Genomic DNA, 25,651 nt, shown 5'->3' with positions numbered 1-25,651 from the left:
CCGTTTTCACCAGCCCCGTTCACAAGCCCTGGGACGTCATGCAGATTCGCGACCTTCCGTATTCGGATCCCGGCGACCCCGATGTCCGTTCGGGCCCCCGATTCCTGTTCTGGCTCGGGCGCAATCAGCTCGCGGGCCAGCTGAAGTCCCTCTCCTGGGGGCTGCTCCACCAGCTGGGCATCGCCGGTCTTCCGGTCACCGTGGGCCTCGCCGTCCAGGCCGTCATCGACCGCTCCGGCGGACGCCTCGCACTGGCCGGCGGTCTGATCCTGGCCCTCGGCGTCATGATCGCCGTCGGCGACACCATGCTCCACCGCACCGCCGTGACCAACTGGATCACCGCGGCCGCCCGGGTCCAGCAGTTGCTGGCCCGGAAGACCGCCGAGCTGGGTGCGGCGCTGACGCGCCGGGTCGCGGCCGGTGAGGTCGTCGCCGTCTCGACGGGTGACGTGGAGAAGATCGGCTGGTTCGTCGAGGCGCTCTCCCGCTTCGCGGCGGCCGCCACCGCCCTCGTGCTGATCTGCGTCGGCCTGGTCGTCTATCTCCCCTCCCTCGGCGTGCTGGTGGCGATCGCCATGCCGGTGCTCGCCCTGGCCGTCCTGCCACTGCTGCCCCGCGCCACCCGGCGCGCGGACGAACAGCGCGAGAAGGCCGGGCAGGCCACCGAGCTGGCCTCGGACACGGTCGCCGGGCTGCGGGTGCTGCGCGGCATCGGCGGCGAGGAGCTGTTCCTCGGCCGCTACCGCCGCGCCTCCCAGGAGGTCCGCTGGGCGGCGGTGCGCAGCGCGAGGATGTGGGCGCTGATCTCGGCGGTGCAGGTGCTGCTGCCGGGCATCCTGCTGATCTCGCTGGTCTGGTACGGGGCGACGCTCGCCCGGGACGGCCGGGTCGACGTCGGCCAGCTGGTCACGGTCTACAGCGCGGCCACCCTGATGCTGTTCCCGCTGCGCCACTTCGAGGAGATCGCCATGGCGTACTCCTTCTCGCGGCCGTCCGCCCAGCGCGCGGTGCGGGTGCTGTCGCTGCACCGCAGCTCCCGGGACGTCACGGTCGAGGGCGTCACGCCGTCCGGCGATCTCTACGACCCGGCGACCGGGCTGATGGCCCCCCAGGGGCAGTTCACGGCCGTGGTCTGCGGCGACCCGGACGAGGCGGGATGGCTGGCCGAACGGCTCGGCGGACACGCGCAGAGCGGCGAAGAGGACGGCGCGGACGGGAAGGAGGGGAGGCCGTCGGCGGAGGTTCCGTCGGTGCTGCTCGGCGCGGTCGCCCTGGACGAGATCCCGCTGGACGCCGCCCGGGCCGCGGTGCTGGTCCAGGACAAGGACCCGGTGCTGCTGTCCGGCACGCTCCAGGAGCTGCTGGACATCCCGTCCTCGGGCCTGGTCACCGCGGAGGCGGCGTTGGAGGCGGCCCAGTGCGGGGATGTGCTGAGTGCCCTGGCGCAGGCCTCCCCCGACAATGAGGGGGACCCCATGCGGACCCGGATCACCGAGCGAGGCCGGTCCCTGTCCGGCGGTCAGCGCCAGCGGCTCGCGCTGGCCCGGTCGCTGGTCACCGACCCGGAGGCGCTGGTGCTGGACGAGCCGACCTCCGCGGTCGACTCGCACACCGAAGCGCGGGTCGCCGCGGGGATCGCGAAGCTGCGCCGGGGCCGTACGACGGTCGCGTTCGCCTCGTCCCCGCTGCTGCTGGACGCCGCCGACCGGGTGGTCCTCGTCCACGAGGGCACCGTGGTCGCCGTCGGGGTCCACCGCGAACTGCTGCGCACCGAACCGCGCTACCGGGCGGTCGTCACGCGTGAGACCGACGAGGAGGCCGCCGCGTCGAGCGCCCTGAACGGCATCGGAGCGGTCCCCGCCATGAAGAGCATCCAGGAAGTCGAGGAGAGGGCATGATCGGCGTCGCACCCCCGGCGTACGACCCCGCCGCCCCGGAGTCGGCCACCACGCTGCCCGTGGGCACGCCGACGACCGTACGGAACTACGTACGGAGTCTGCTGCGGCGGCACCGAAGGGCGTTCGCCGTCCTGGTGGCGGTCAACGCGGTGGCGGTGATCGCTTCGATCACCGGGCCGTATCTGCTGGGCGGACTGGTGGAGGACCTGTCCAGTGGGGTCACCGACCTGCATCTGGAGCGCACGGTCGCGGTCTTCGCGCTCGCGCTGGTGATCCAGACCCTGTTCACCCGCAGCATGCGGCTGCGCGGGGCGATGCTGGGCGAGGAGATGCTCGCGGACCTGCGCGAGGACTTCCTCGTACGGTCCGTGGGGCTGCCGCCGGGCGTCCTGGAGCGGGCCGGGACCGGCGATCTGCTGTCCCGGATCACCACGGACATCGACCGGCTGGCGAACGCGATGCGGGAGGCCGTGCCGCAGCTGGCGATCGGTGTCGTGTGGGCCGGGCTGCTGCTCGGCGCGATGGCCGTGACCGCTCCCCCGCTGGCGCTGGCCGTGCTGGTCGCGCTGCCGGTGCTGATCGTCGGCTGCCGCTGGTACTTCCGCCGGGCCCCCTCGGCGTACCGCTCGGAGGCCGCCGGTTACGCGGCCGTCGCCGCGATGCTCGCGGAGACCGTGGACGCCGGGCGGACCGTGGAGGCGCACCGCCTCGGCGGCCGCCGGGTGGCCATGTCGGACCGGCGGATCGAGCAGTGGACGGCGTGGGAAAGGTACACACTCTTCCTGCGCTCGGTCCTGTTCCCCGTCATCAACGCGACGTACGTGACGATCCTCGGCGCGGTTCTGCTGCTCGGCGGCTGGTTCGTGCTGGAGGGGTGGATCACGGTCGGGCAGTTGACGACGGGGGCGTTGCTGGCCCAGATGATGGTCGACCCGATCGGGCTGATCCTGCGCTGGTACGACGAGCTCCAGGTGGCCCAGGTATCGCTGGCCCGGCTGGTCGGCGTTCGGGAGATCGAGCCGGACGCGGGTGAGGCCGAGATCGGCCCGGACGGCCGGAAGGTGCGGGCGGACGACGTCCGCTTCGGGTACCGGGAGGGCGTCGACGTCCTGCACAAGGTGTCGCTCGACGTGGCTCCGGGCACCCGGCTCGCCCTGGTCGGGCCCTCGGGCGCGGGCAAGTCGACGCTGGGCCGGCTGCTCGCCGGGGTCTACGCCCCGCGCACCGGCGAGGTGACACTCGGCGGGGCGGAGCTGTCGCGGATGACGGCGGAGCGGGTCCGCGAGCATGTGGCCCTGGTCAACCAGGAACACCACGTCTTCGTCGGCTCGCTCCGGGACAATCTGCGCCTGGCCCGCGACGGGGCAAAGGACGCGGAGCTGTGGGCCTCGCTGGCCGCGGTCGACGCGGACGGGTGGGCGAGGGCCCTGGACGAGGGGCTGGAGACCGAGGTCGGTTCGGGCGGTTTCGCGCTCACCCCGGCGCAGGCCCAGCAGATCGCGCTGGCCCGTCTCGTGCTGGCCGATCCGCACACGCTGGTGCTGGACGAGGCGACGTCCCTGCTGGACCCGCGGGCGGCCCGCCATCTGGAGCGTTCACTCGCCCGGGTCCTGGAGGGCCGCACGGTGATCGCGATCGCGCACCGGCTGCACACCGCGCACGACGCGGATGTGATCGCGGTGGTGGAGGACGGCCGGATCAGCGAGCTGGGCAGCCACGACGAACTGGTCGCGGCGGACGGCGCGTACGCGTCGCTGTGGCGGTCCTGGCACGGGTGATGCGGCGGGCCCGCCGGATCTCCAGCATCCGCGAGTCGGCGCGCGGTGTCGGCTGAGGATGCGCGATGAATGCGCAGATCCAAGGCTCGATGCGCATTCGTTGCAGTCCGTAGCTATCGTTGTCGGTGTCTGTGATCAGAGAGGGGCCTGCCGCTACGATCTCCAACTCCCGAGCAACGGAGGAGAGTCATGAGCGACAGCCCTGTCCACACGGTAGAAGTCCCCCTGGGGGACGGCAGCGACGAGTCCGTGCGTGTCCAGATCCGGGAGGTGGACGAGACGCTGGTCCGCGTGGGGCGCGGAGGCCGCTCCATAGCGCGCGCCGAACGGTCGTTCGGTCAGATGCTGGACACCGTGCGTCCGGTGGCGGAGAGCTTCGTGGGGCGGTTCCAAGGGCTGGCGAACGCGCCGGACGAGATCACGCTGGAGTTCGGGGTTTCGCTGTCGGCCGAGGCGGACGTGGTCATTGCCAGCACGGCGACAGCGGCCAATTTCTCCGTGAGCCTGACCTGGAACAGGAGTGACGCGAGCGACCCCAACGGGAATACATCGCAGTGAAGTTGACCCAGTCAGGCGCGACAACGGGGCTCGGGGGGCGCAGTGACGGAGATTCAGGAGCACGACACCGGGGAGGCGGAGCCGTCACTGGTCGCGGCGGTCGTCCGTGTTAAGGGGCCGGACGGTGCGATCGGCGGCGCTGGCTTCCTCATCGCCGCGGACCTGGTGCTGACCTGCGCTCATGTGGTGTCGGACGCGCTGGACCGGCCCCGGGAGGACACGGTGGAGGCCGGCACCGAGGTCACGGTCGACGTGCCGCTGGCCGGAAACGCCGACGGCGTCGACGGGGGCGACCACCGTGCCGAGGTCCAGCACTGGATGCCGATCAGGCCCGATCAGACCGGGGACATCGCCGTGCTGCGGTTGCGGAACCGGATTCCCGGAGCCCGTCCGCTCCCCATGGCCGACCCGCAGAGCGGCGTATGGGACCACGATGCGCGCACCGTGGGCTTCACCGACGAAAACCCGGAAGGGATCTGGCAGAGCGGCAGGTTCCGGGGGCCCACCCGCCCGGGCTGGATCCAGCTCTCGCGGGCCAACGATGAAGCCGTGCACGTCAAGGGGGGTTTCAGCGGGAGCCCGGTCTGGGACAACAAACTGGGCGCTGTCGTCGGGATGATGGTGGCGGCACAGTCGGTCCGCGAGGCCCAGCAGGCGTTCGTCCTGCGGACGAGAACCTTACTCAAGGAAGTACCCGACCTCGCCCCGTACATGAGCCCGGCTACGCCTTTTCGTGGTCTGTCCGCCTTTCAGGAGGACGACGCGGATGTCTTCTTCGGCCGGGACGACGACATCGAGCGAGTCGTCACCGCCCTGCGGGGCGATCAGCCCACTGTGACGGTGTACGGGCCGTCGGGCTGCGGCAAGTCGTCGCTCGCGCTGGCCGGTGTGGTGCCGAGGATGCGGCAGGACGGCTACCGGATTCTGCAGGTCAACGCGACACGTTCCTCTTCCCTGCGGGCCGCGCTCGCCACCGAGCTGTTCGAGATCGCAAGATCGGGGGAGTACGGGCGGCCCCCGCGCGCGCAGAACGCCGACCAAGTAGACCATTGGTTGAGTGAGCTGGGGCTTGCGGACACCTTCCATCGGGTAACAGGACGGCCGGCGTCACGGTTGTTGGTCGTACTCGATCAGGCCGAGGCACTGTTGAACCGCCCGCAGCCTGAGCTCACCGAGACGGTCGAGCTGCTGTTCCCGCAGCGGCAGCCAGCCGCCCTGCGGGTTCTCGTCACCCTGCGCGCCGACTTCATGGACGCAGCACTGAGTCACTCGCACCTGGGTCCCGCGCTGAAACGCGGGGTGACACTTCCGCTCACTCCCATGGCCCGGGACCAGCTGCACGCGGTGATCACCGAACCGCTCAAGCGCATTCCGGCGGTCGAGTACGACCCCGGGCTTGACCGCCGCATCCTGGACGATGCGGGCGGCGAGCCGGGAGTTCTGCCACTTCTGGGGTTCGTCCTGGCGCAGTTGTGGCAGCGACGAGCCGCCGGACGGTTACAGGCCGCGACGTACGAGAACATCGACGGAGTATCCGGCGCACTGCGGCGCCATGCCGAGGAGGCGTGGCGGAAGTGCGTCCCACCTGAGAGTGAGGCCGAAGCGGCACGGCTGCTGACGGGGCTGGTGCGGGTGCTGCCGGGCGGCGAGGCTCCGCTGCGGCGCGCCCTGACACGCGAAGAGGCGGGAGAAGGACGCTGGCGCCTGGCGCAGGCGCTGGCCGAGCAGCGCCTGCTGGTCCTGTACGGAGGTGATGGCCGACCGGAGAGCGCGGAGCTGGCCCACGAGGCTTTGATCGCGGTATGGCCGGCCCTGGCGGAGCTGGTCCGGGCCGATGCTGCTTTCCTGACGGGGCGGGCGGAGGTACAGCACGATCTGGAGCGGTGGCAAAAGGCGGACGGCTCGGCCGATCTGCTGCCCGGCCCCCTTCAGCTCGCGGCCGTGGAAGCGAGGCTGCACGGACGCGAGACGGATTTGACCAAGGACCAGCGGGAATTCCTTGCGCTGGCCCGTCAGCGCCAGCGGGCACGGCAGGTTCGGGCACGTGCGGGGTGGGTCGCGGTGGCCCTGACCCTTCTGCTGATCGCCGGGCTGGGCACGTTCCTCGTGCAGGAATCACAGGTAAGCGCACACCGGGAGGCCGAGGGGCGGTCCCGGACGCTTGCGGTGCAGTCGGACGACTTGACGGACAGCAACCCCGGGCAGGCTGCCCTGGCGGCGCTCGCGGCGTACGAGGCCGCTCCGACACAAGAGGCCCGCAGTGCGCTGATGCGCCGGTACGAGGAACTCAAGGACGCGAAATGGGTGCTGACGGGGGCCGAGGGACCAGTCCACGCGGCCGCCATGAGCGCGGACGGCAGAGTGACGCTGGTGACGACCAAGTTCGGCCGCGCGACCCTTTTCGTCCGCACGGCGAAGGGCAGGGTCAGACAGGAGCAACTCCGCCTCGCCGACCACGTCCTGTCCCCCGTGGTCAGCAGGGATGGGCGACGGATCGCCTACCTGCGCGATGTGGACGGGGTGGTGGTCTGGCACGACGTGACCCCCTCAGGGAAACAGCTGGTAGGGCCGCCACAGCAGCTCAGCGGTGCGCTCAAGAACATCTCCTTGGGTGCGCAATGGCTCAACGTCAAGATCATGGACTTCTCCCCGGACGGGCGTCGACTGGTCGGCGTGCCGGCGTCGTCGGCGAAGCGGCCGGTGCAGGTGTGGGACCTGGAGACGCGACAGCCTCGGGAGCTTCCGGTCCAGGTCTCCGGGCTTATGAACGTGTGGTTCGGCCCGGACGGGAACACACTCGTGGCCCAGCGCAGCCCCGGGTCGGTCCTGAAGCAGTCAGTGGTTGCTGTCGATATCGGTGCCGGGACGATGCGTGAACTGGCAAAGGGCCTCGAATTCGATGGCATCGGAGTGTCGGGAAACGGCAGCGTGGTGATCGTCTGCCGGAAAGACAAGCCTGACCCCAACGTGGGCGGACAGGCCCACTACCAGGCCGTACGCGTGGCGGACGGAGAGGTGCTGGGCCAATACCGTCGCGGGGACGACACTTCGTGCAGTGATGTGGCCGTTGACGAGGAAGGCGACCGCTTCGCGGTGCTCTCCGCGACGGGCGAGTGGGACCTGGTCCACACTCGAGACGGCGGCAGGACTCAGCGGTTCTTCGGGCCCGACAGCCTGCAGGACGTCAAGAATTTTCCTCTTCTCGGGACTTCGCGCGAGCCTGTCATGGTCACCTGGAACGAGGACGCGGTGACTGGATGGGCGCTGGCAAAGTTGGAGGACGTCAGCACCTACAGCCCTCCGACGCTGCTCGGCGACGGAAGCAGGATGGTGGTCCGTGTGGGCAAGGACAGCGACAGTCTGCGCGTCATGGAAACAGAAGGGGAGGAGAGAACTCTCGCCGAAGTGGACAGCGATGCCAAAACGCCTCCGGACGCGAACCAGGCCCTCCGGGTCAACAACGCCGAGACGCTGGTGGCGGATGTCTCGGACCTGAACCGGATCACGGTTCGCGCACTGCCCTCGTTGCGCCGGGTGACCGAGTTCACCGTGTCACAACCTCCCGTCGGCGAAGACGGCAAGCCGGAACTGGTTGTCTTCCGCTTCCTCGATGACGATCGGCTCCTGACAGTCTCCGGCACACTCGTCGAGCACTGGGATGCTCGCGAGGGCCGCCGCGTGACGCCGCCGATCGACCTACGTGACCTTCAGCTCACCACGAAAGACCGACCGGACTACTTCGTGGGCAACCACCCCGAGCCGGGGTACGTGGGGGTCACCGTGCGCGGCGAACCGGACGTGCACGTTGTCGATCTGCGAACAGGCAAGGAGAACAAAGGACTTGGTGTACGCCTCGGAGTCGACCTGAACACGGCCGTGTTCCTGAGGGACTCGCGCTACGCGGCCGTGCAGAGCATAGGCGGCCTGGTCGAGCTGTGGTCGGTGCAACCTGGGCAGCCGCCGAAGAGAGTGGTGGGTCCGCTCGGGCCGCTGACCCCTAACCGGTGGGCGGCGGGTAGCATCGGGGGCTCCGGGTTCTTCATGGCCAACGACAGTTCCGTAAGCTTCCTGAAGGCGGACGACCCCGCGTACCGGGAGACGTACGAATTTGGGGAGAAGCAGGGCTTCCTGGCGGCCGCCAAGGACGGCAAGGCGCTTCTGCGCTCACCCGTCTCTGGAGGCCGCATCGGTTTGTTCCGCCTAGACCCCGCCCTCTGGAAGCGGCACCTGTGCTCCGTCCTCGGCCGTGATCTCACCGACGACGAACGCGGCGGACTCTCCAACGGCCTGCCGACCGAGATCTGCCCTTCCTGATGCCAGGTGTCACGGCTCGCACCGCCGCGAGGGACATTCCACACAGCCACCGCTGAAGCGAGGAGCGCGGGCCCACCGCGACGCGTGTCAGCGCGCGGCATATCTCACTCTGAGTACCCTTTCGTGTCACCTACCAGCCCAAGGTTGCGCACCACTGCCTAGCAACGGCATTGCGCATCAAGCCCGGGTTCAAGCATTACGGCAGGAGTCAGTGCGCACGAAGCCGTGGAACCTACAGGATCACCGGACCGTTCGGGTGCGGTGCGGCTGGAGGAGCTGGTCGACGGGCGCGTAGTCGTCGGTGAGGACCCGGGCGCCCCCGGTCCAGGAGGCGACGATGTCACCGGTGGCGATCCGCCAGCCGGTCTCCCGGGTGTCCAGGGCCTCCTGGATCTCGGGGGCGTCGAGCGGCCGGTCGGAGGCGACCATCACGAGGTTGCCGCCCTCGACGCTCGCGGTCGGGTCCAGGCCGATGTCCGCGGGCCTGCCGAGGAGAGCGACGTGCTCGAAGACGGAGGCGAGGGTCGCGGCCTCGGCACGGGCGAAGGCCAGCTCGCCGTGGTCGATGAGGTTGGCGACGTACAGCCCGTCGTCCTTGAGTACCCGGTGCACGTCCCTGAGCGCCTCGGAGGTCGTGAGGTGCCAGGGCACGCTGACGCCGCCGAAGGCGTCACCGACGACGAGGTCGCGGCTGTCGGTCTCCAGCCGCCTCAGGCCCAGCCTGCCGTCCTCCACCCGCACGTCGATCCCGGTGGACACGCCCAGCCGAAGCTGTTCGCGGTCGATGCGGACGACCCCGCCGTCGATCTCGGAGACGAGGCTGCGGGTCCCCGGGCGCGTGGCCGCGAGGTAGCGGGGGAAGGTGAGGCCGCCGCCGCCGAGGTGGTGGGCGGCGAGCGGCGCGCTCCCGGGAAAGGTGGTGTCGACGACCGCCGCGAGGGCCCGGATGTACCCGAACCGGAGGTACGTGGGGTCCTCGACGTCGACGTAGGAGTGGCGCAGGCCGTCCAGGGCCAGGGTGCGGCCGCTCTCCCGGCCGGGATCCGCGACGACCCGGGCGCAGTGGTAGCGGGTCTCCGCGTCGCAGCCGCCGGGAGCGAACGCGGTGGCGAGGGAGCCGGCGACGACGGTGGCCAGCGCCACGGCCGAGGCCCGCCGCCAGCGGCGGGCCCGCCAGCCGGCCAGGGCGGCGCCGATCACCAGCAGGGCCCCGAGGCCGATGAGGATGGCACTGACCGGCAGCCGCGAGACCAGGACGAATCCGGTGAGGACGGTGCCGACGATGGCGCCGAAGGTGCCCACCCCCGACAGCCGTCCCACGACCGTCCCGGTCTCGGCGAGGCTGGTGAGGCGCAGCTTGGTCACCAGCGGTGTCACGGCGGAGAGCAGGGCGCCGGGCACCAGGAGGGTCACCGCCGCGACCAGCAGGAGCAGCGGCGGTGCCCACTCCGCGGTTGTGCGCAGCAGCAGGGGGGGTGAGCGCGACGACAACGCCCGACACCCCCAGGGCGGGGCCGATGAGCCGGTGCGGGTCGACCTGGTCGGCGACGCGCCCGCCCAGCCAGGAGCCGAGGGCGATCGCGGTGAGGGCGATGCCGATGACCAGGGTGCTGGTCTCCAGCGTGAGGCCGAGATACGGGGCCAGCAGCCGCAGCGCGACGATCTCGACCACGAGGACCGCGGCGGACGAGCCGAACACGAGGCCCGCGGCGGCGCGGGGGCCCAGGCCTCGGTCGCGGGGCGGGGAGTCGGCCACGGGCGGGGAGGGCGGTGGGGTCACGGCAGCATCCTCGCATGCGGCCGACCGGCCCATTCCCGCCTCAACGGGCAAGGTGCGCAGGCGAATCCGCCCGGCGCCCCGGCCTCCGGGGCCGGTCCGCCCCCGGTGGGCGGACCCCGTTTCACCCCTGCCAGGAGGCGGATGCCTGGACGTCCGGTGAGGATGAGGGTGAATCACCCGGCATACGGGGCAGGCGAGCGCAGAACCACGCAAGCCCGAGAAGGGACGCAGACCGTGGCACCACCCAGGATTCTCGTTGTCGGCGCCGGTTTCGCAGGCGTCGAGTGCGTACGCCGCCTGGAGCGCAGGCTGGCTCCGGGCGAGGCTCGGATCACGCTCGTCACACCGTTCTCGTACCAGCTGTATCTGCCGCTGCTCCCCCAGGTGGCCTCCGGTGTGCTCACGCCCCAGTCCGTCGCGGTGTCGCTGCGCCGCAGCCGCCGCCACCGGACGAGGATCGTGCCGGGCGGGGCGATCGGAGTGGACACGAAGGCGAAGGTCTGCGTGATCCGGAAGATCACGGACGAGATCGTGAACGAGCCGTACGACTCCATCGTGCTGGCGGCGGGCAGCGTCACCCGGACCTTCGACATCCCCGGGCTGCTGGATCACGCCCGGGGCATGAAGACGCTGGCCGAGGCCGCGTACGTCCGTGACCACGTCATCGCCCAGCTCGATCTGGCGGACGCCAGCCAGGACGAGGCCGAGCGGGCCTCCCGGCTCCAGTTCGTGGTGGTCGGCGGCGGGTACGCGGGCACGGAGACGGCCGCCTGCCTCCAGCGGCTCACCACGAACGCGATCCGGCACTACCCCCGGCTGGACCCCCGGCTGATCAAGTGGCACCTCATCGACATCGCGCCCAAGCTGATGCCGGAGCTGGGCGACAAGCTGGGGCAGGCCGCCCTGGAGGTGCTGCGCAGGCGGAACATCGAGGTGTCGCTCGGGGTTTCCGTCGCCAAGGCCGCGGCGGAGGAGGTCACGTTCACCGACGGCCGGGTGCTGCCCTGCCGGACGTTGATCTGGACCGCCGGAGTGGCCGCGAGCCCGCTGATCGCCACGCTCGGCGCGGAGACGGTACGCGGTCGGCTCGCCGTGACGCCGCAGCTGAAACTGCCCGGCACGGACGGGGTGTTCTCGCTCGGCGACGCGGCCGCGGTGCCCGACCTGGCGAAGGGCGACGGGGCGGTCTGCCCGCCGACCGCGCAGCACGCGATGCGCCAGGGCCGGGTGATGGCGGACAACCTGATCGCCTCGCTGCGCGGTCTGCCACCGAAGGACTACGTCCACAAGGACCTGGGGCTCGTCGTCGACCTGGGCGGCCGGGACGCGGTGTCCAAGCCGCTGGGTGTCGAGTTGCACGGGACGGCCGCGCAGGCGGTGGCACGGGGCTACCACTGGTCGGCGCTGCGGACGAACGTCGCCAAGACCCGGGTCCTGACGAACTGGCTGCTGAACGCGGTCGCCGGCGACGACTTCGTACGGACGGGGTTCCAGTCCCGCAAACCGGCGACGCTGCGGGACTTCGAGTACACCGACGCCTATCTGACACCCGAGCAGGTCAAGGCGCACATCGAGTCGACGGTCATCCAGCACTGACCGCCACCGCCCGAGGGAGCCCCGCCGTCTTCGCGGGGCTCCCTCACCGCTGCCTGGAGAGGACCGTTTCCACGCTGTCCGCCTCCTGGGCGGTCTTGTCGTCGCGGTAGCGCAGGACGCGGGCGAAGCGGAGGGTGACCCCGGCGGGATAGCGGGTGGAGCGCTGGAGCCCGTCGTAGGCGATCTCCACGACGAGTTCCGGGCGTACGGTCACCACGTGTCCGTCGTCAGCGGTCGCCAGCTCGCCCAGCTTCTCGGTCTGCCATGCCAGCAGGGCGTCGGTGAGCCCCTTGAAGGTCTTGCCGAGCATCGCGAACGTACCGTCGGCGCGGCGGGCGCCCAGGTGCAGGTTGGACAGCTTCCCGGTCCGTCGACCGTGCCCCCATTCGGCGGCCAGCACCACCAGGTCCAGCGTGTGCACGGGCTTCACCTTGAGCCAGGCCGCACCCCGGCGGCCCGCGCTGTAGGCGGCGGCCAGGTCCTTGATCACGACGCCCTCGTGGCCGCGCTCCAGGGTTTCGGCGAGGAACGCCTCAGCGGCTACGCGGGCCGCCGGGTCCGCCGGGTCGGCGACGAGGGTGCGCCGGACCCGGAGGTGCTCGGGGACCAGGCGCTCCAGGGCGGCATGGCGTTCGGTGAAGGGCAGGTCGAGCAGGTCCGTGTCGTCGACCGACAGTGCGTCGAAGAAGACGGGCACGACGGGCACGTGCGCCGCCGCACCGGCCACGTCCCGTCGTGAGCCCACCCGCGCGGCGGTCTCCTGGAACGCCCGGGGCCTGCCGTCGTCCCCCAGGGCGATCACCTCGCCGTCGAGGATGAAGCGGTCCGCCGGGAGCGCGGCGACGACAGCGGTCAGCTCGGGCAGCCGGTCGGTGATGTCGTCGAGGGTCCGGGTGTAGACGCGGACGCGGTCGCCGTCGCGGTGGACCTGCACCCGGATGCCGTCGAGCTTCTCCTCCACCGCGCAGGGGCCCAGCTGGTCGACGGCCTCCCCGACCGAGGCGGCCGTGTGCGCGAGCATCGGCTGTACGGGCCTTCCCACGGTGAGCCGGAACGCGGCGAGCGCTCCGGGGCCGTCCGCGAGGAGGACCCGCGCGACCTCCTGGAGCGACCCGGCGAGCATCACGGCGCGCCGGACGTCGGCGGGCGGGGCTTCGGCGGCGCGGGCCAGGGCGTCGGCGGCGACGGCGTCCAGGGCCCCCTGGCGTACCTCGCCGGTGAGCAGGGCCCGCAGGAAGCGCTGCTCGTCCTCGGTGGCGGCGGCGAACAAGGCACGCAGGTGCTCCCGGCGCAGGGCCTGGGAGCCGGTGCCGGAGACGGCTGCGAGGGCGGTCAGCCGCGCGTCGACCCCGGTGACGGTGAGGGTGGGTGCGGCAGCGGGCGGTACGGGGTCACCGAGGGTGCGCCAGCCGACCCCGATCCGGCCCTGGGGCAGCCGTCCGGCGAGATACGGGATGACGACGGGCACGTCGTCGGGTGCGGCGTCCCGGAAGAGACCCGCCAGGAGCGCCACCTTCCGGGACCGGGCGGATGCGGCGGCGACCTCCAGGGACACCCGGGCGAGCTCGGCGAGCAGCATGCGGCCATGGTGCTACGGGCCGGGGCACGCCGCCCGCCGAGGAGGCGCCCTCGGCGAAGAGGCACCGGGCGCGCCGCCCGACCGCGGCGCGCCCTGTGCGTCATATGAAGTTGAGGGCCGCCGCCGCTCCCACTCCCCCGAGGACCATGAAGGCGGGCATCAGCACCTTCATCTCCACCCAGCTGCCGGCCCGGAAGCGCATGGCCTTCGGCGGGCCGATCGGGTACCAGCGCTTGCGGCCGACCGGGATGGGCCACAGGATCGGGCAGCCGGAGACGGTGAGCGCGTCGCCGATGTCGTGGACGAGCGCGCCCAGCACGATGGGCAGGCCGAGCCACAGGTACTCCTGGCCGGGGGCGTCGAAGAGCCAGTCGGCCCCGTGGCCCGGCTGGTCCAGGACTCCGGCGAGAATCCAGGCGCTGGTGGCGCCGAGCAGCCAGACCAGGATGTCGCTGGAGACCCGTGCGGCCCGCCAGAGCAGGCCCTCGACCGCGAGCACCAGGTGGACGAAGAGGACGCCGAGGACGGCCCAGCGGCCGCCGAAGACGGCGGCGGCGGAGCAGCCCGCGCCGATGAGGACGGCCCAGAGCCAGGTGTGGGTCAGGGTGCGGTGGCCGCCGGTTCGGCGGGGGTCGGCCTTGCTCCTCGTGGCCTTGTAGACGGCGAACGAGAGCTTGTCGACGATCTCGCAGAGGGCCTTGGAGACGGGTCCGAAGGCGCGCGAGATGGTCGCGGACTTGTGGTCGAGGTCGGGGGCCAGTGCGGCACCCGCGCAGATCAGCGCCCCGACGACCAGGACCGGCCAGGGCATCGTGTGGCCCGCGGCGGCGGCCGCCGCACCCACCCCCAGCCAGGCCGCTGCCCCTGACAGAGAGTGTGCCGGTCCCATCATGGTCGCTTCCGCCCCCAGTGCGTCGTGTGCCCATCACCGGTGCGGCGCGGGCTGGTTGAGTCCGCAGCGTATCGCCCATGATCTTGGTGCCGTCGGCCGGTTCCCTCATCCGCGCGGAAGACAGGCAAGATGGGGGCGTGACCCTCATCGACCAGTTGCCGCAGACCGCCGACCCGGACGCCCTCTTCGAGGCCTTCTCGTCATGGACCGAGAGCCAGGGCATCACGCTTTATCCGGCTCAGGAGGAGGCGCTGATCGAGGTGGTCTCCGGGGCGAACGTGATCCTTTCCACCCCGACCGGCTCGGGCAAGAGCCTGGTGGCGGCGGCCGCGCACTTCACCGCGCTGGCCCAGGACAAGGTGACCTTCTACACCGCGCCGATCAAGGCGCTGGTGTCGGAGAAGTTCTTCGACCTGTGCAAGCTCTTCGGCACCGAGAACGTCGGGATGCTCACCGGTGACGCCTCGGTCAACGCGGACGCCCCGGTGATCTGCTGCACGGCCGAGGTGCTGGCCTCCATCGCGCTGCGCGACGGGAAGTACGCCGACATCGGCCAGGTCGTGATGGACGAGTTCCACTTCTACGCCGAGCCGGACCGGGGCTGGGCGTGGCAGATTCCGCTGCTGGAGCTGCCGCAGGCCCAGTTCGTGCTGATGTCGGCGACGCTCGGTGACGTCTCGATGTTCGAGAAGGACCTGACCCGGCGCACCGGCCGCCCCACCTCGGTGGTGCGCTCGGCGACCCGCCCGGTGCCGCTGAGCTACGAGTACCGCTTCACGCCGATCACCGAGACGCTGACCGAGCTGCTGGACACCCGGCAGTCGCCCGTGTACATCGTGCACTTCACACAGGCGGCGGCCGTCGAGCGGGCGCAGTCCCTGATGAGCATCAACATGTGCACGAAGGAGGAGAAGGAGAGGATCGCCGACCTGATCGGCGCCTTCCGTTTCACCACCAAGTTCGGCCAGAACCTCTCCCGTTACGTACGCCACGGCATCGGCGTGCACCACGCGGGGATGCTGCCCAAGTACCGCCGCCTGGTGGAGAAGCTGGCACAGGCGGGTCTGCTGAAGGTGATCTGCGGGACGGACACGCTGGGCGTCGGTGTCAACGTGCCCATCCGTACGGTGCTGTTCACGGCGCTCACCAAGTACGACGGCACCCGGGTGCGGACCCTGCGGGCGCGGGAGTTCCACCAGATCGCGGGCCGGGCCGGGCGTGCCGGGTTCGACACCGCCGGGTTCGTCGTGGCGCAGGCCCCCGAGCACGTCATCGAGAACGAGAAGGCGCTGAAGAAGGCGGGCGACGACCCGAAGAAGAAGCGCAAGGTGGTCCGCAAGAAGGCTCCCGAGGGCTTCGTCGCCTGGTCGGAGACCACCTTCGACAAGTTGATCCAGTCCGAGCCGGAGCCGCTGAACTCCCGCTTCCGGGTCACGCACACGATGCTCCTCGCGGTCATCGCGCGCCCGGGCAACGCGTTCGAGGCGATGCGGAGTCTGCTGGAGGACAACCACGAGCCGCGCCGGGCGCAGCTGCGGCACATCCGGCGGGCCATCGCCATCTACCGCTCGCTGCTGGACGGCGGGGTGGTGGAGCAGCTGGAGACCCCGGACGCCGAGGGGCGGATCGTGCGGCTGACGGTCGACCTCCAGCAGGACTTCGCACTGAACCAGCCGCTCTCCACGTTCGCGCTGGCAGCGTTCGATCTGCTGGACGCCGAATCCCCTTCGTCCGCACTGGACATGGTCTCGGTCGTCGAGTCGACGCTGGACGATCCGCGACAGATCCTGGCGGCCCAGCAGAACAAGGCGCGCGGTGAGGCCGTCGGGCAGATGAAGGCGGACGGGGTCGAGTACGAGGAGCGGATGGAGCGGCTCCAGGACGTCACGTACCCCAAGCCGCTGAGCGAGCTGCTGTGGCACGCCTACGACGTGTACCGCAGGAGCCACCCGTGGGTGAGCGACCACCCGGTGTCGCCGAAGTCGGTGATCCGGGACATGTTCGAGCGTGCCATGACCTTCACGGAGTTCACCTCGCACTACGAGCTGGCCCGGACCGAGGGCATCGTGCTGCGGTATCTGGCGAGCGCGTACAAGGCGCTGGAGCACACGATCCCGGACGACATCAAGTCCGAGGACCTCCAGGACCTGATCTCGTGGCTCGGCGAGATGGTGCGTCAGGTGGACTCCAGTCTGCTGGACGAGTGGGAGCAGCTGGCGAACCCGGAGGTGGAGACCGCCGAGCAGGCCCAGGAGCGGGCCGACGAGGTCAAGCCGGTCACCGCGAACGCGCGCGCCTTCCGGGTGCTGGTGCGCAACGCGATGTTCCGCCGGGTGGAACTGGCCGCGCTGGACCGGGTCCGCGACCTGGGCGAGCTGGACGGCGACTCCCGGTGGGACGAGGACGCGTGGGGCGAGGCGCTCGACGCGTACTGGGACGCGCACGAGGAGATCGGCACCGGCCCGGACGCGCGCGGCCCGAAGCTGCTGAAGATCGAGGAGGACCCGGCGCACGGGCTGTGGCGGGTCTGGCAGGCGTTCGCCGACCCGGCGGGCGACCATGACTGGGGTATCCAGGCCGAGGTGGACCTGGCCGCGTCCGACGAGGAGGGCCGGGCGGTCGTCCGGGTCACCGAGGTCGGCCAGCTGTGAGCGGGCCCCTGAGGCCGAAGTGGGGAGCGAGCGCATGACGAATCCGGCCGAGCGTCTGGTCGACCTTCTCGACCTGGAGCGGATCGAGGTCGACATCTTCCGCGGCCGCAGTCCGCAGGAGTCGCTGCAACGGGTCTTCGGCGGCCAGGTGGCGGGCCAGGCACTGGTGGCGGCGGGCCGGACGACCGACGGGGAGCGGCCGGTGCACTCGCTGCACGCCTACTTCCTGCGGCCGGGGCGCCCCGGGGTGCCGATCGTCTACCAGGTGGAGCGGGTGCGGGACGGCCGGTCCTTCACCACCCGGCGGGTGACGGCCGTGCAGGAGGGCCGGACGATCTTCAACCTGACGGCGTCCTTCCACCGCCCCGAGGAGGCGGGGTTCGAACACCAGCTGCCGCCCGCCCGGACCGTCCCGGACCCGGAGGAGCTGCCGACGGTCGCCGACGAGGTGCGCGAGCACCTGGGAGCGCTGCCGGAGGCGCTGGAGCGGATGGCCCGGCGCCAGCCCTTCGACATCCGTTACGTCGACCGGCTGCGCTGGACGAGCGAGGAGATCAAGGACGCCGATCCGCGCAGTGCGGTGTGGATGCGTGCGGTGGGCCCGCTGGGCGGCGACCCGCTGGTGCACACGTGCGCGCTGACGTACGCGAGCGACATGACGCTGCTGGACGCGGTGCGCATCCCGGTGGAGCCGCTGTGGGGCCCGCGCGGCTTCGACATGGCGTCCCTGGACCACGCCATGTGGTTTCACCGGCCGTTCCGGGCGGACGAGTGGTTCCTGTACGACCAGGAGTCGCCGATCGCGACGGGCGGACGCGGCCTGGCACGCGGCCGGATCTACGACCGTTCGGGGCAGCTGCTGGTGTCGGTGGTGCAGGAAGGGCTGTTCCGGCGGCTGGAGGGCAGGTAGAGCGCCTTACGTGCCCGGCAGCGGGTCCTGGTCGACCTCGTGGCGGCGGGTGCGGATGTCGGGCGGTGCGGGGTGCAGCTTGGCGTCGCAGGACGGCCCGAGGCCGGCCCGCCGGGAGTCGGTCCCGGTGAGGGGACGGCCGCAGAGCCGACAGCGGACGAGGCGGCGCCCTTCGGGTGTCCCGTCGTCGGCCGCCGAGCCCGGTGGGACGGGCCGTCCGACGGCTCCGGCGGCCCCGGGCAGCGGTTCGGGGAAGGCATCGGGAGTGTCCACCCCCCGATCCTGCCAGTACGGCTCCGTGACCGCCCGCGGGGGCGTCCGGGCTCAGGTGCGGTCCCGCTGCCGGTCGAGCGCCTCGTCCAGGGTGCGGGCCGCCATGATGAGCGAGAGATGGGTGAACGCCTGGGGAAGGTTGCCCAGTTGTTCGCCGCTGGGGCGGGGCCGTAGTCGAACCGGGGCCGGCACTCCAGGCCGAAGCGCACGGTGCCGCGTACCGAGCGCACGGTGCGGACGGGGGGTGCCGGTCGGTCGGCCCGCCGGAGCGGATCGGGGTCATCCAGTCGAGGAGCTCTCCGACGCCGTCGGGTGCCGGGAACCGGGTGACGACGACCGCGGTGTCGGGGTATTGGAGCTGCTTGCACGTGTGCGTGCGGCCTTCGGGTGCCGGCCGGAAGTAGCCGCCGCGGTCGTGGTCGAGCAGTGCGGCGAAGACGCTGGGCGCGTCGAGTCTCGGGGCGGTGAGCCAGTCGACGACTCCCCGCGAGGAGATCAGTGCGGCCGTCTGGAGGTCGCCCACGAGCCCGTGGTCGGCGATCGGGGGATACCGGTCCATGCGCCTTGCCTCCCGGTCGAATCGGGCCCCCGTCCCCTCACTATCCGGCACTCCCGCCCCGGGTGCGCGGCACACGTCCGTGCCGTGCGCCCGGGGCGGTTGTCCGGTTTGCCGAACGGAGCCGGGGCCGCGTTACTGGAGTGAGCTCCGGGCCGCCTGCCGGGCGGAGCTCCGTCCGACAGAGCAGGCAGCCGCGGAGGTGCCGGGATGGACATGATCCACATCCGGGCGGTGAGCCCGCCGGACCTGACCGACGAGATCGTCGGCCGGCTCTCCGGGGACCCCTGCGTACTCGATCTCATCGTCCAGCGCGACGCCGCGCGCGATCCGGACGGCGACTCCATCGCCTGCGACGTGCTGACGGGGGCGGCGAACGACGTGCTGCACCGGCTGCGCGCCGTCCAGCTCGACCAGCGGGGCTCCCTGGTCATCGAGCCGGTCGACATGGCGTTCTCCGGCAGGGCCACCGAAGGAGGGCTGCGCGAGCTGGGGCCGCTGAGCCGGGCGCCGGTCTGGGAGCAGGTCGAGGCACGCATCAGGTCCGGGGGGCGCTACCCGCCGAGCTTCTACCTCTACCTGGTCGTCGCCGGGCTCGCCGAAGAGGCGTGACGCACTACGGAAGGGGCACTCCATGGACCGGGAAGCCGCTGCGCCGCTGCGCGCCGCACCTCACGCGACACCGGCCGAACGGGCAGCGCTGGGCAGGGCCGCGCGCCGGAGGGCTCCCCGGTCGAGCCATGCGGAGTTCACAGCGTCGCCGCGCCGCCCCGACCCGCTGACCGTCCTCGAAGCGCAGTCCGCGGACCGGGTTCCCGAGCTGGTCCCGATCCGCTACGGCCGCATGGCCGAGTCCCCGTTCCGCTTCTACCGGGGCGCGGCCGCCCTGATGGCGGCCGACCTGGCGGGCACCCCGGACTCGGGGATCCGGGCGCAGCTGTGCGGTGACGCCCACCTGCTGAACTTCCGGCTGCTGGCCTCGCCCGAGCGGAATCTGCTCTTCGACATCAACGACTTCGACGAGACTCTGCCGGGCCCCTGGGAGTGGGACGTGAAACGGCTGGCGGCCAGCCTGGTCATCGCGGCGCGGGCCAACGGTTTCACGGACCGGGAGCGGTCCGTGATCGTACGGGCGGCGGTCCGCTCGTACCGGGAGGCGATGGCCCGGTTCGCCGGGATGCGCAATCTCGACGTGTGGTACGCGAGGACCGACGCCGAACGGCTGCGTACGGTGGCCGCGGAGCAGTTGAGCGGACGGGGCCGCCGGAACGTGGACCGGGCTCTGGGCAAGGCCCGCTCCAGGGACAGCCTGCAAGCCTTCGGCAAGCTCGCCGAGGTGGTCGAGGGGCGGCTGCGGATCGCGGCGGACCCGCCGTTGGTCGTGCCGCTCACCGATCTGATGCCCGGGGTGGAACGTGAGGAGGCGCACCGGGCGTTCGGCGCCATGGTGGCGGGTTACGCCCACAGCCTGGCGTCCGACCGGCGCCGTCTGCTGGAGGACTTCGCACTGGTGGACGTGGCCCGCAAGGTCGTCGGCGTGGGCAGCGTCGGGACCCGGTGCTGGATCATCCTGCTGCTCGGCCGGGACAGCGGGGATCCGCTTCTCCTCCAGGCCAAGGAGGCCGGTCCCTCGGTGCTGGCCGAGCACACCGGGGCGAGCCGGTACGAGAACCAGGGTGAGCGGGTCGTCGCGGGCCAACGGCTGATGCAGGCCTCCAGCGACATCTTCCTCGGCTGGGAGCGGGCCGACGGCCTGGACGGCCGGAACCGGGACTTCTACGTGCGCCAGTTGCGCGACTGGAAGGGCATCGCCGAACCGGAGTCGATGGTGCCGAAGGGGATGCGCGCGTTCGGCGAGGTGTGCGGGGCCACCCTGGCCCGCGCCCACGCCCGGTCCGGGGACCGGATCGCCATCGCCGCCTATCTGGGGCGCAAGGATGCCTTCGACCGGGCGCTCGCCACGTTCGCGGAGTCGTACGCGGACCGCAACGAGCTCGATCACGGGGTGCTGGTCGACGCGGTGGCCTCGGGGCGGCTGCCGACGGACGGCCCGGCCGGGCACGCGGGCGGCGCCGCGAACGGTCCGCCGGGGCCGGGTGGCTGACCTTCCGCACCGGAGGGCGTGTTCCGGCGGCGGGGAGGCGCCCGGTCCGCCGGTGCGTGGTATTCCGGCGTGGACCCGTGGGGGCACCCTCCCGGGGCCGCCACCCCTCCCCGGGGTCGTCACGTCGAGGAGTCGAGATCATGCCGGCCACGCCTCCGGGCAAACCCTTCACCGCATCGGAGGACCCCTACGAGCTGGTCCGCACACGCAGGTACGCGGGGCTGCTGGTGATGGCGGCGCTGCTCGGAGTGCCCGTCTCCGCGGTCGCGTTCGGCTTCCTCGCCCTGGTCTCGGAGCTCCAGTCGCTGACGTACACGGAGCTGCCGAGGGCGATGGGCTTCGAGGAGACGCCGTCGTGGTGGCCCGTCCCGCTGCTCGGCGCCGCGGGTCTCCTGGTCGGACTCACCGTCCGCCGGCTGCCGGGCCGGGGCGGGCACCGGCCGGCGGAGGGGCTGGTGTCCACCGGAGCCCCGGCCCCGGCGGACCTGCCCGGCATCGCTCTCGCGGCGCTGCTCTCCCTGGGCGTGGGTGCCGTGCTCGGCCCGGAGGCGCCCCTGATCGCGCTGGGCGGCGGGCTGGCCGTGTGGGCGGCGGGCCGCGTCAAGCGGGACCTGGCGCCGGAGGGGCGGGCCCTGGTCGGGGCCTCGGGGAGTTTCGCCGCGGTGAGCGCCCTGCTGGGTTCACCGCTGCTGGGCGCGTTCCTGCTGATGGAGGTGTCGGGGCTGGCCGGGCCGATGCTGGGCGTGGTCCTGGTGCCCGGGCTGCTCTCCGCGGGGATCGGCGCGCTGATCTTCACGGGGCTGGGTTCCTGGACGGGTCTGGGCACCTACTCCCTGTCCTTGGGGGAGGTTCCGCCGGCGGCGGCCCCCGGCTTCGCCGGGTTCGGGTGGGCGCTGGTTCTCGGTGTCGCGGCCGCCTTCGCCGGTGCGGGCATCCGCCGGCTGTCACTGGCTCTGCAGGAACGCGTGGAGCGGAGGACGGTGGTGGCCACGGCGGTGATGGGGCTGGTCATCGGCGGGCTCGCGCTGGTGTACGCCGAGACCTCGGGCAAGGCCGCGTCCGAGGTGCTGTACTCGGGCGAGCACGACCTGGGCCATCTCCTGTCCGCGAGCGCGGAGTACTCGGTCGGCGCGCTGGTGCTGCTCATCGTCTGCAAGTCGCTCGCCTACTGCGCCTCGTTGAGCTGTTTCCGGGGCGGCCCCGTCTTCCCCGCGATGTTCGTGGGGGCGGCGGCCGGCATCGCGCTGTCCCATCTGCCGGGGCTTCATCTCACCGCGGGGTTCGCGATGGGTATCGGAGCCATGTGCGTGGCGATGCTGCGGCTGCCGATGACCTCGGTGCTCCTGGCGACGCTCCTGCTGGGCAAGGAGGGGCTTACGGTGATGCCCCTGGTGATCGTGGCGGTGGTGGTGGCGTACGTGGTCACCCTCCGGCTGACGCCCGCGCCGGTGGACAGGGCAGGGCCGAAGGCGGTGTGATCGTCCCCGTGGGTTTCCTCCCGCCTCCTGCTCCTGTTTCGTGAAAGGTCCCTCCCCATGACCGAGATCGTCCACGTGACCGCCCCCGAACTGGTCACGTACGCCGACGAGATGGCCGAGCTGCTGGTGGAGACCGTCGAGGAGGGGTCCTCGGTCGGTTTCCTGGCCCCGCTGGACCGGGAGGCGGCCGCCGTCTGGTGGCGGGAGCGCGCCGGGGCGGTGGCGGCCGGGCAGGTCGGCATCTGGATCGCCCGGGAGGGCGCGCGGGTGTCGGGGACGATCGCGTTGGTCCGCGCGCCGCTGCCGAACGCCCGCCACCGCGCGGAGGTCGCCAAGCTGATGGTCCGCCCCTCCGCCCGGGGCCAGGGACTCGGCCGGGCGCTGCTGGACGCCGTGGAGGCGTACGCCACCTCCGAGGGCATCACGCTGCTGATCCTGGACACGGAGTCCGGCAGCCTGGCCGAGCAGGTCTACTGCAAGGCGGGCTGGACAAAGGTCGGCTCCGTGCCGGGATACGCGGCTGATCCCGCGGGCAGCCTCAAGCCGACCACCTTCTACTACAAGGAGCTCGCCGCCCCGTGAGCGGCGGACGGCACAATGAGCACCACCACGCAAAGACCAGGGAGAGCTTCATGACGCTGCACGACATTCCGCTGCGCACCCTCGCGGGCGAGCCGACCACGCTGGGCGCGTACAGCGGCCGGACCGTCCTGCTGGTGAACGTGGCCTCCAAGTGCGGGCTCACCCCGCAGTACGAGGGCCTGGAGCGGTTGCAGCAGACCTACGGGGACCGGGGCCTGACCGTGCTCGGCGTGCCCTGCAACCAGTTCGCCGGGCAGGAGCCGGGCAGCCCGGAGGAGATCCGGACCTTCTGCTCGACGACGTACGGGGTCAGCTTCCCGCTGCTGGAGAAGATCGAGGTCAACGGTGGGGACCGGCACCCGCTCTACGCGGAGCTGACCAAGGTGGCGGACTCGGACGGGGAGGCCGGCGACGTCCAGTGGAACTTCGAGAAGTTCGTGATCTCGCCGGCCGGGGAGCCGGTGGCCCGCATCCGCCCGCGCACCGAGCCGGAGGCGACGGAGGTCGTGGCGGCGATCGAGGCGCAGCTGCCCTCCTGAGCAGGGGAAGGGGGGCCGTCCGGGACGCGTTCCCGGGCGGCCCCCCTTCCGGCTGTCCGCTAGCGGATCGGCATGCCCGACAGGGTGCGGGCGATCACCAGGCGCTGGATCTCGCTGGTGCCCTCGAAGATGGTGTAGATCGCCGCGTCGCGGTGCATCCGCTCGACCGGGTACTCCCGGGTGAAGCCGTTGCCGCCGAGGATCTGGATCGCCTGTGCGGTGACGTCCCGGGCGGTCTCGCTCGCGTAGAGCTTCGACATGGAGCCCTCGGCCGCGGTGAACGGCTTGCCGGTGGTGGCCATCCAGGACGCGCGCCAGACCAGCATCCGGGCGGCGTCGATGCGGGTGCGCATGTCGGCGAGCTGGAAGGCGATGCCCTGGTTGTCGATGATCGGGCGGCCGAACTGGCTGCGGGTCTTCGCATAGTCGAGGGCGACCTCGTACGCGGCGCGGGCGGTGCCCACGGCCATCGCGCCGACGGCCGGGCGGGAGGCCTCGAAAGTGGCCATCGCCGCGTTCTTCACTCGCTCGCCGCCCGCCTTGGCGCGCTCCCGGGCGCGGGCGAGGCGTTCGTCGAGCTTGTCCTTGCCGCCGAGGAGGCAGTGGCCGGGGACGCGGACGTCCTCCAGGACCACTTCGGCGGTGTGGGAGGCCCGGATGCCGTGCTTCTTGAACTTCTGGCCCTGGGAGAGGCCGGGGGTGTCCGGCGGCACGATGAAGGAGGCGTGGCCCTTGGAGCCGAGGTCGGGATCGACGACGGCGACGACCACGTGGACGCCTGCTATGCCGCCGTTGGTCGCCCAGGTCTTGGTCCCGTTGAGGACCCACTCGTCCTTGGCCTCGTCGTAGACGGCGCGCGTCCGCATGGAGGCGACGTCGGAGCCGGCGTCGGGCTCGGAGGAGCAGAAGGCGGCGACCTTCACGTCGTTGGCGTCGCCGTACATCTGCGGGATCCAGGTGCCGATCTGCTCCTCGGTGCCGTTGGCGAGGACGCCCACGGCCGCCAGGCCGGTACCGACGATGGACAGGGCGATGCCCGCGTCGCCCCAGAACAGCTCTTCCATAGCCATGGGGATGCCGAGCCCCGTAGGGTCGAAGAACTGCTGGGCGTAGAAGTCGAGGGAGTAGATGCCGACCTTGGCCGCTTCCTGGATGACGGGCCAGGGCGTTTCCTCACGCTCGTCCCACTCCGAGGCGGCGGGGCGGATGACATCCGCCGCGAAGCCGTGGAGCCAGTCGCGGACCTGCTTCTGGTCGTCATTGAGGTCAAGCGTGAACTCGGCCATGTTTCCCCTCCAGGCACTGCGGCAAAAGCGTGCGTTACTTGCGGTAACCCCAGTGTGTTACTGGCAAGTAGCAACTGTCAACGCTCCAGTGCCGATCAACTGCCCACGCGGCGGAGTGTTACGTTGCGCAGGCGTGCAGGAGCGGTGCGACGGCACCGCGCGGCAGGGGTGGGAGAGACGACATGGAGACCGCACGAGGCGCGGAGCGACAGCGGACCGCGGCGGAGCGCCGACGCCGCGAGTTGCTCGAAGCCGCGGACCGGGTGGTGCTCAGGGACGGCCCGCAGGCCTCGATGAACGCGATCGCCGCCGAGGCCGGGATCACCAAACCGATCCTCTACCGCCACTTCGGGGACAAGGGCGGGCTCTACCGCGCGCTGGCCAAGCGCCACACCGACGCGCTCCTCAGCGCCCTGCGGGCGGCCCTGGACGCCCCCTCGGAGCGCCGCGCACGGGTGGAGTCCACGCTCGACACCTATCTCGCCGCGATCGAGGCCCGCCCCCAGGTCTACCGCTTCCTGATGCACCCCTCCGAGAACGCCGTCGACGCAACCGCCTCCGTCGACACCGGCCCCTCGCCCGAGCAGGGCTTCGACGTCGGCCGCCACTCCGCCCCGCTGCTGCGCCGCCTCGGCGAGGAGCTGGGCCAGGTGATCGTCGAGCGGGTGGACCTCGGGCCCGACAGCGAGCAGATGGCACGCATCTGGGGTCACGGCATCGTGGGCATGATGCACGCGGCGGGCGACTGGTGGCTCGCCGACCGGCCCTGCTCCCGCGAGCGGCTGGTGCACAGCCTCGCCGACCTGCTGTGGGGGCGGCTCGCGGAGGTGGGCGACCGCGACATCCCGGGCGGCCCGGGGTTCTGAGAGACGGCGGC

17 protein-coding genes and 3 pseudogenes are annotated in these 25,651 nt (G+C 71.6%); 13 read left to right on the top strand and 7 right to left on the bottom strand.

Annotated elements, in window-relative coordinates; genetic code table 11:
* The first annotated feature begins 38 nt into the window (after nt 1-38).
* From CIB93_RS11945 to CIB93_RS11930, 4 genes are all read left to right on the top strand, one after another.
* Nucleotides 39-1,898, top strand: a complete 1,860-nt coding sequence (locus CIB93_RS11945) for an ABC transporter ATP-binding protein (RefSeq protein WP_096626817.1) — start codon at nt 39-41, stop codon at nt 1,896-1,898.
* Nucleotides 1,895-3,676 carry an ABC transporter ATP-binding protein gene (locus tag CIB93_RS11940; RefSeq protein WP_096626765.1) on the top strand — a complete coding sequence of 594 codons (1,782 nt, stop codon included), beginning with the start codon at nt 1,895-1,897 and terminating at the stop codon, nt 3,674-3,676. The genes CIB93_RS11945 and CIB93_RS11940 overlap by 4 nt, the downstream gene beginning before the upstream one ends.
* Nucleotides 3,677-3,865: 189 nt before the next feature.
* Entirely contained in the window at nt 3,866-4,234 is a 369-nt protein-coding gene (locus CIB93_RS11935; RefSeq protein ID WP_096626764.1) for a CU044_2847 family protein, read from the top strand.
* A 42-nt stretch (nt 4,235-4,276) separates the two neighbouring features.
* Entirely contained in the window at nt 4,277-8,548 is a 4,272-nt protein-coding gene (locus CIB93_RS11930; RefSeq protein WP_096626763.1) for a trypsin-like peptidase domain-containing protein, read from the top strand.
* A gap of 240 nt (nt 8,549-8,788) precedes the next feature.
* On the opposite strand, the pseudogene CIB93_RS11925 reads toward CIB93_RS11930, so the two are convergent.
* Nucleotides 8,789-10,361 (bottom strand): annotated as a pseudogene (locus CIB93_RS11925) (fused MFS/spermidine synthase).
* 201 nt (nt 10,362-10,562) lie between these two features.
* Here CIB93_RS11925 and CIB93_RS11920 point away from each other — a divergent pair.
* Nucleotides 10,563-11,924, top strand: a complete 1,362-nt coding sequence (locus tag CIB93_RS11920; RefSeq protein ID WP_096626762.1) for an NAD(P)/FAD-dependent oxidoreductase — start codon at nt 10,563-10,565, stop codon at nt 11,922-11,924.
* A gap of 43 nt (nt 11,925-11,967) precedes the next feature.
* Here CIB93_RS11920 and CIB93_RS11915 read toward each other — a convergent pair whose 3' ends face one another.
* On the bottom strand, nt 11,968-13,503 hold the full coding sequence (locus tag CIB93_RS11915) for an ATP-dependent DNA ligase (protein WP_096626761.1): 1,536 nt from the start codon (nt 13,501-13,503) through the stop codon (nt 11,968-11,970).
* Between the two features lie 100 nt (nt 13,504-13,603).
* Nucleotides 13,604-14,395: a metal-dependent hydrolase gene (locus tag CIB93_RS11910; RefSeq protein ID WP_096626760.1), complete on the bottom strand. Its 792-nt coding sequence runs from the start codon at nt 14,393-14,395 to the stop codon at nt 13,604-13,606.
* Nucleotides 14,396-14,472: 77 nt separating this feature from the next.
* Between CIB93_RS11910 and CIB93_RS11905 the strand changes: the two genes are divergently transcribed.
* Nucleotides 14,473-17,046 carry an RNA helicase gene (locus CIB93_RS11905; protein ID WP_179500070.1) on the top strand — a complete coding sequence of 858 codons (2,574 nt, stop codon included), beginning with the start codon at nt 14,473-14,475 and terminating at the stop codon, nt 17,044-17,046.
* Nucleotides 17,047-17,080: 34 nt separating this feature from the next.
* Nucleotides 17,081-17,956 (top strand): acyl-CoA thioesterase II, encoded by an 876-nt coding sequence (locus CIB93_RS11900; RefSeq protein WP_096626758.1) that lies wholly within the window; start codon nt 17,081-17,083, stop codon nt 17,954-17,956.
* Between the two features lie 6 nt (nt 17,957-17,962).
* Here the strand turns inward: CIB93_RS11900 and CIB93_RS11895 are convergent, their stop codons facing one another.
* The 3 genes and pseudogenes from CIB93_RS11895 to CIB93_RS38820 form a co-directional block, all read right to left on the bottom strand.
* On the bottom strand, nt 17,963-18,229 hold the full coding sequence (locus tag CIB93_RS11895) for a DUF6011 domain-containing protein (RefSeq protein ID WP_096626757.1): 267 nt from the start codon (nt 18,227-18,229) through the stop codon (nt 17,963-17,965).
* A 51-nt stretch (nt 18,230-18,280) separates the two neighbouring features.
* Nucleotides 18,281-18,421 (bottom strand): hypothetical protein, encoded by a 141-nt coding sequence (locus CIB93_RS37865; protein WP_179500069.1) that lies wholly within the window; start codon nt 18,419-18,421, stop codon nt 18,281-18,283.
* A pseudogene (locus tag CIB93_RS38820) lies at nt 18,391-18,788 on the bottom strand (trehalase-like domain-containing protein); the annotation flags it as partial. The pseudogene CIB93_RS38820 and the gene CIB93_RS37865, both read right to left, overlap by 31 nt.
* Before the next feature lie 207 nt (nt 18,789-18,995).
* On the opposite strand from CIB93_RS38820, the pseudogene CIB93_RS11885 reads away from it, so the two are divergent.
* The 5 genes and pseudogenes from CIB93_RS11885 to CIB93_RS11865 all read left to right on the top strand — a co-directional run.
* A pseudogene (locus CIB93_RS11885) lies at nt 18,996-19,382 on the top strand (DUF389 domain-containing protein); the annotation flags it as partial.
* Nucleotides 19,383-19,419: 37 nt separating this feature from the next.
* On the top strand, nt 19,420-20,889 hold the full coding sequence (locus tag CIB93_RS11880) for a DUF2252 domain-containing protein (RefSeq protein WP_096626756.1): 1,470 nt from the start codon (nt 19,420-19,422) through the stop codon (nt 20,887-20,889).
* Nucleotides 20,890-21,029: 140 nt separating this feature from the next.
* Nucleotides 21,030-22,367, top strand: a complete 1,338-nt coding sequence (locus CIB93_RS11875) for a chloride channel protein (RefSeq protein WP_096626755.1) — start codon at nt 21,030-21,032, stop codon at nt 22,365-22,367.
* A gap of 57 nt (nt 22,368-22,424) precedes the next feature.
* The gene (locus CIB93_RS11870) at nt 22,425-22,949 is read left to right on the top strand and encodes a GNAT family N-acetyltransferase (RefSeq protein WP_096626754.1); all 525 of its coding nucleotides are present in this window, start codon (nt 22,425-22,427) and stop codon (nt 22,947-22,949) included.
* A gap of 50 nt (nt 22,950-22,999) precedes the next feature.
* Nucleotides 23,000-23,488, top strand: a complete 489-nt coding sequence (locus CIB93_RS11865; RefSeq protein ID WP_096626753.1) for a glutathione peroxidase — start codon at nt 23,000-23,002, stop codon at nt 23,486-23,488.
* Between the two features lie 59 nt (nt 23,489-23,547).
* Here the strand turns inward: CIB93_RS11865 and CIB93_RS11860 are convergent, their stop codons facing one another.
* Nucleotides 23,548-24,774, bottom strand: a complete 1,227-nt coding sequence (locus CIB93_RS11860) for an acyl-CoA dehydrogenase family protein (protein WP_096626752.1) — start codon at nt 24,772-24,774, stop codon at nt 23,548-23,550.
* Nucleotides 24,775-24,956: 182 nt separating this feature from the next.
* On the opposite strand from CIB93_RS11860, the gene CIB93_RS11855 reads away from it, so the two are divergent.
* Nucleotides 24,957-25,640 carry a TetR family transcriptional regulator gene (locus CIB93_RS11855; protein ID WP_096626751.1) on the top strand — a complete coding sequence of 228 codons (684 nt, stop codon included), beginning with the start codon at nt 24,957-24,959 and terminating at the stop codon, nt 25,638-25,640.
* Nucleotides 25,641-25,651 lie beyond the last annotated feature (11 nt).

The sequence above is a fragment of the Streptomyces sp. WZ.A104 genome (assembly GCF_002382885.1).
Classification (GTDB): Bacteria; Actinomycetota; Actinomycetes; order Streptomycetales; family Streptomycetaceae; genus Streptomyces.
The sequence above is the reverse complement of the archived record's forward strand: the minus strand, read 5'-3'. Positions and strand labels throughout refer to the sequence as shown.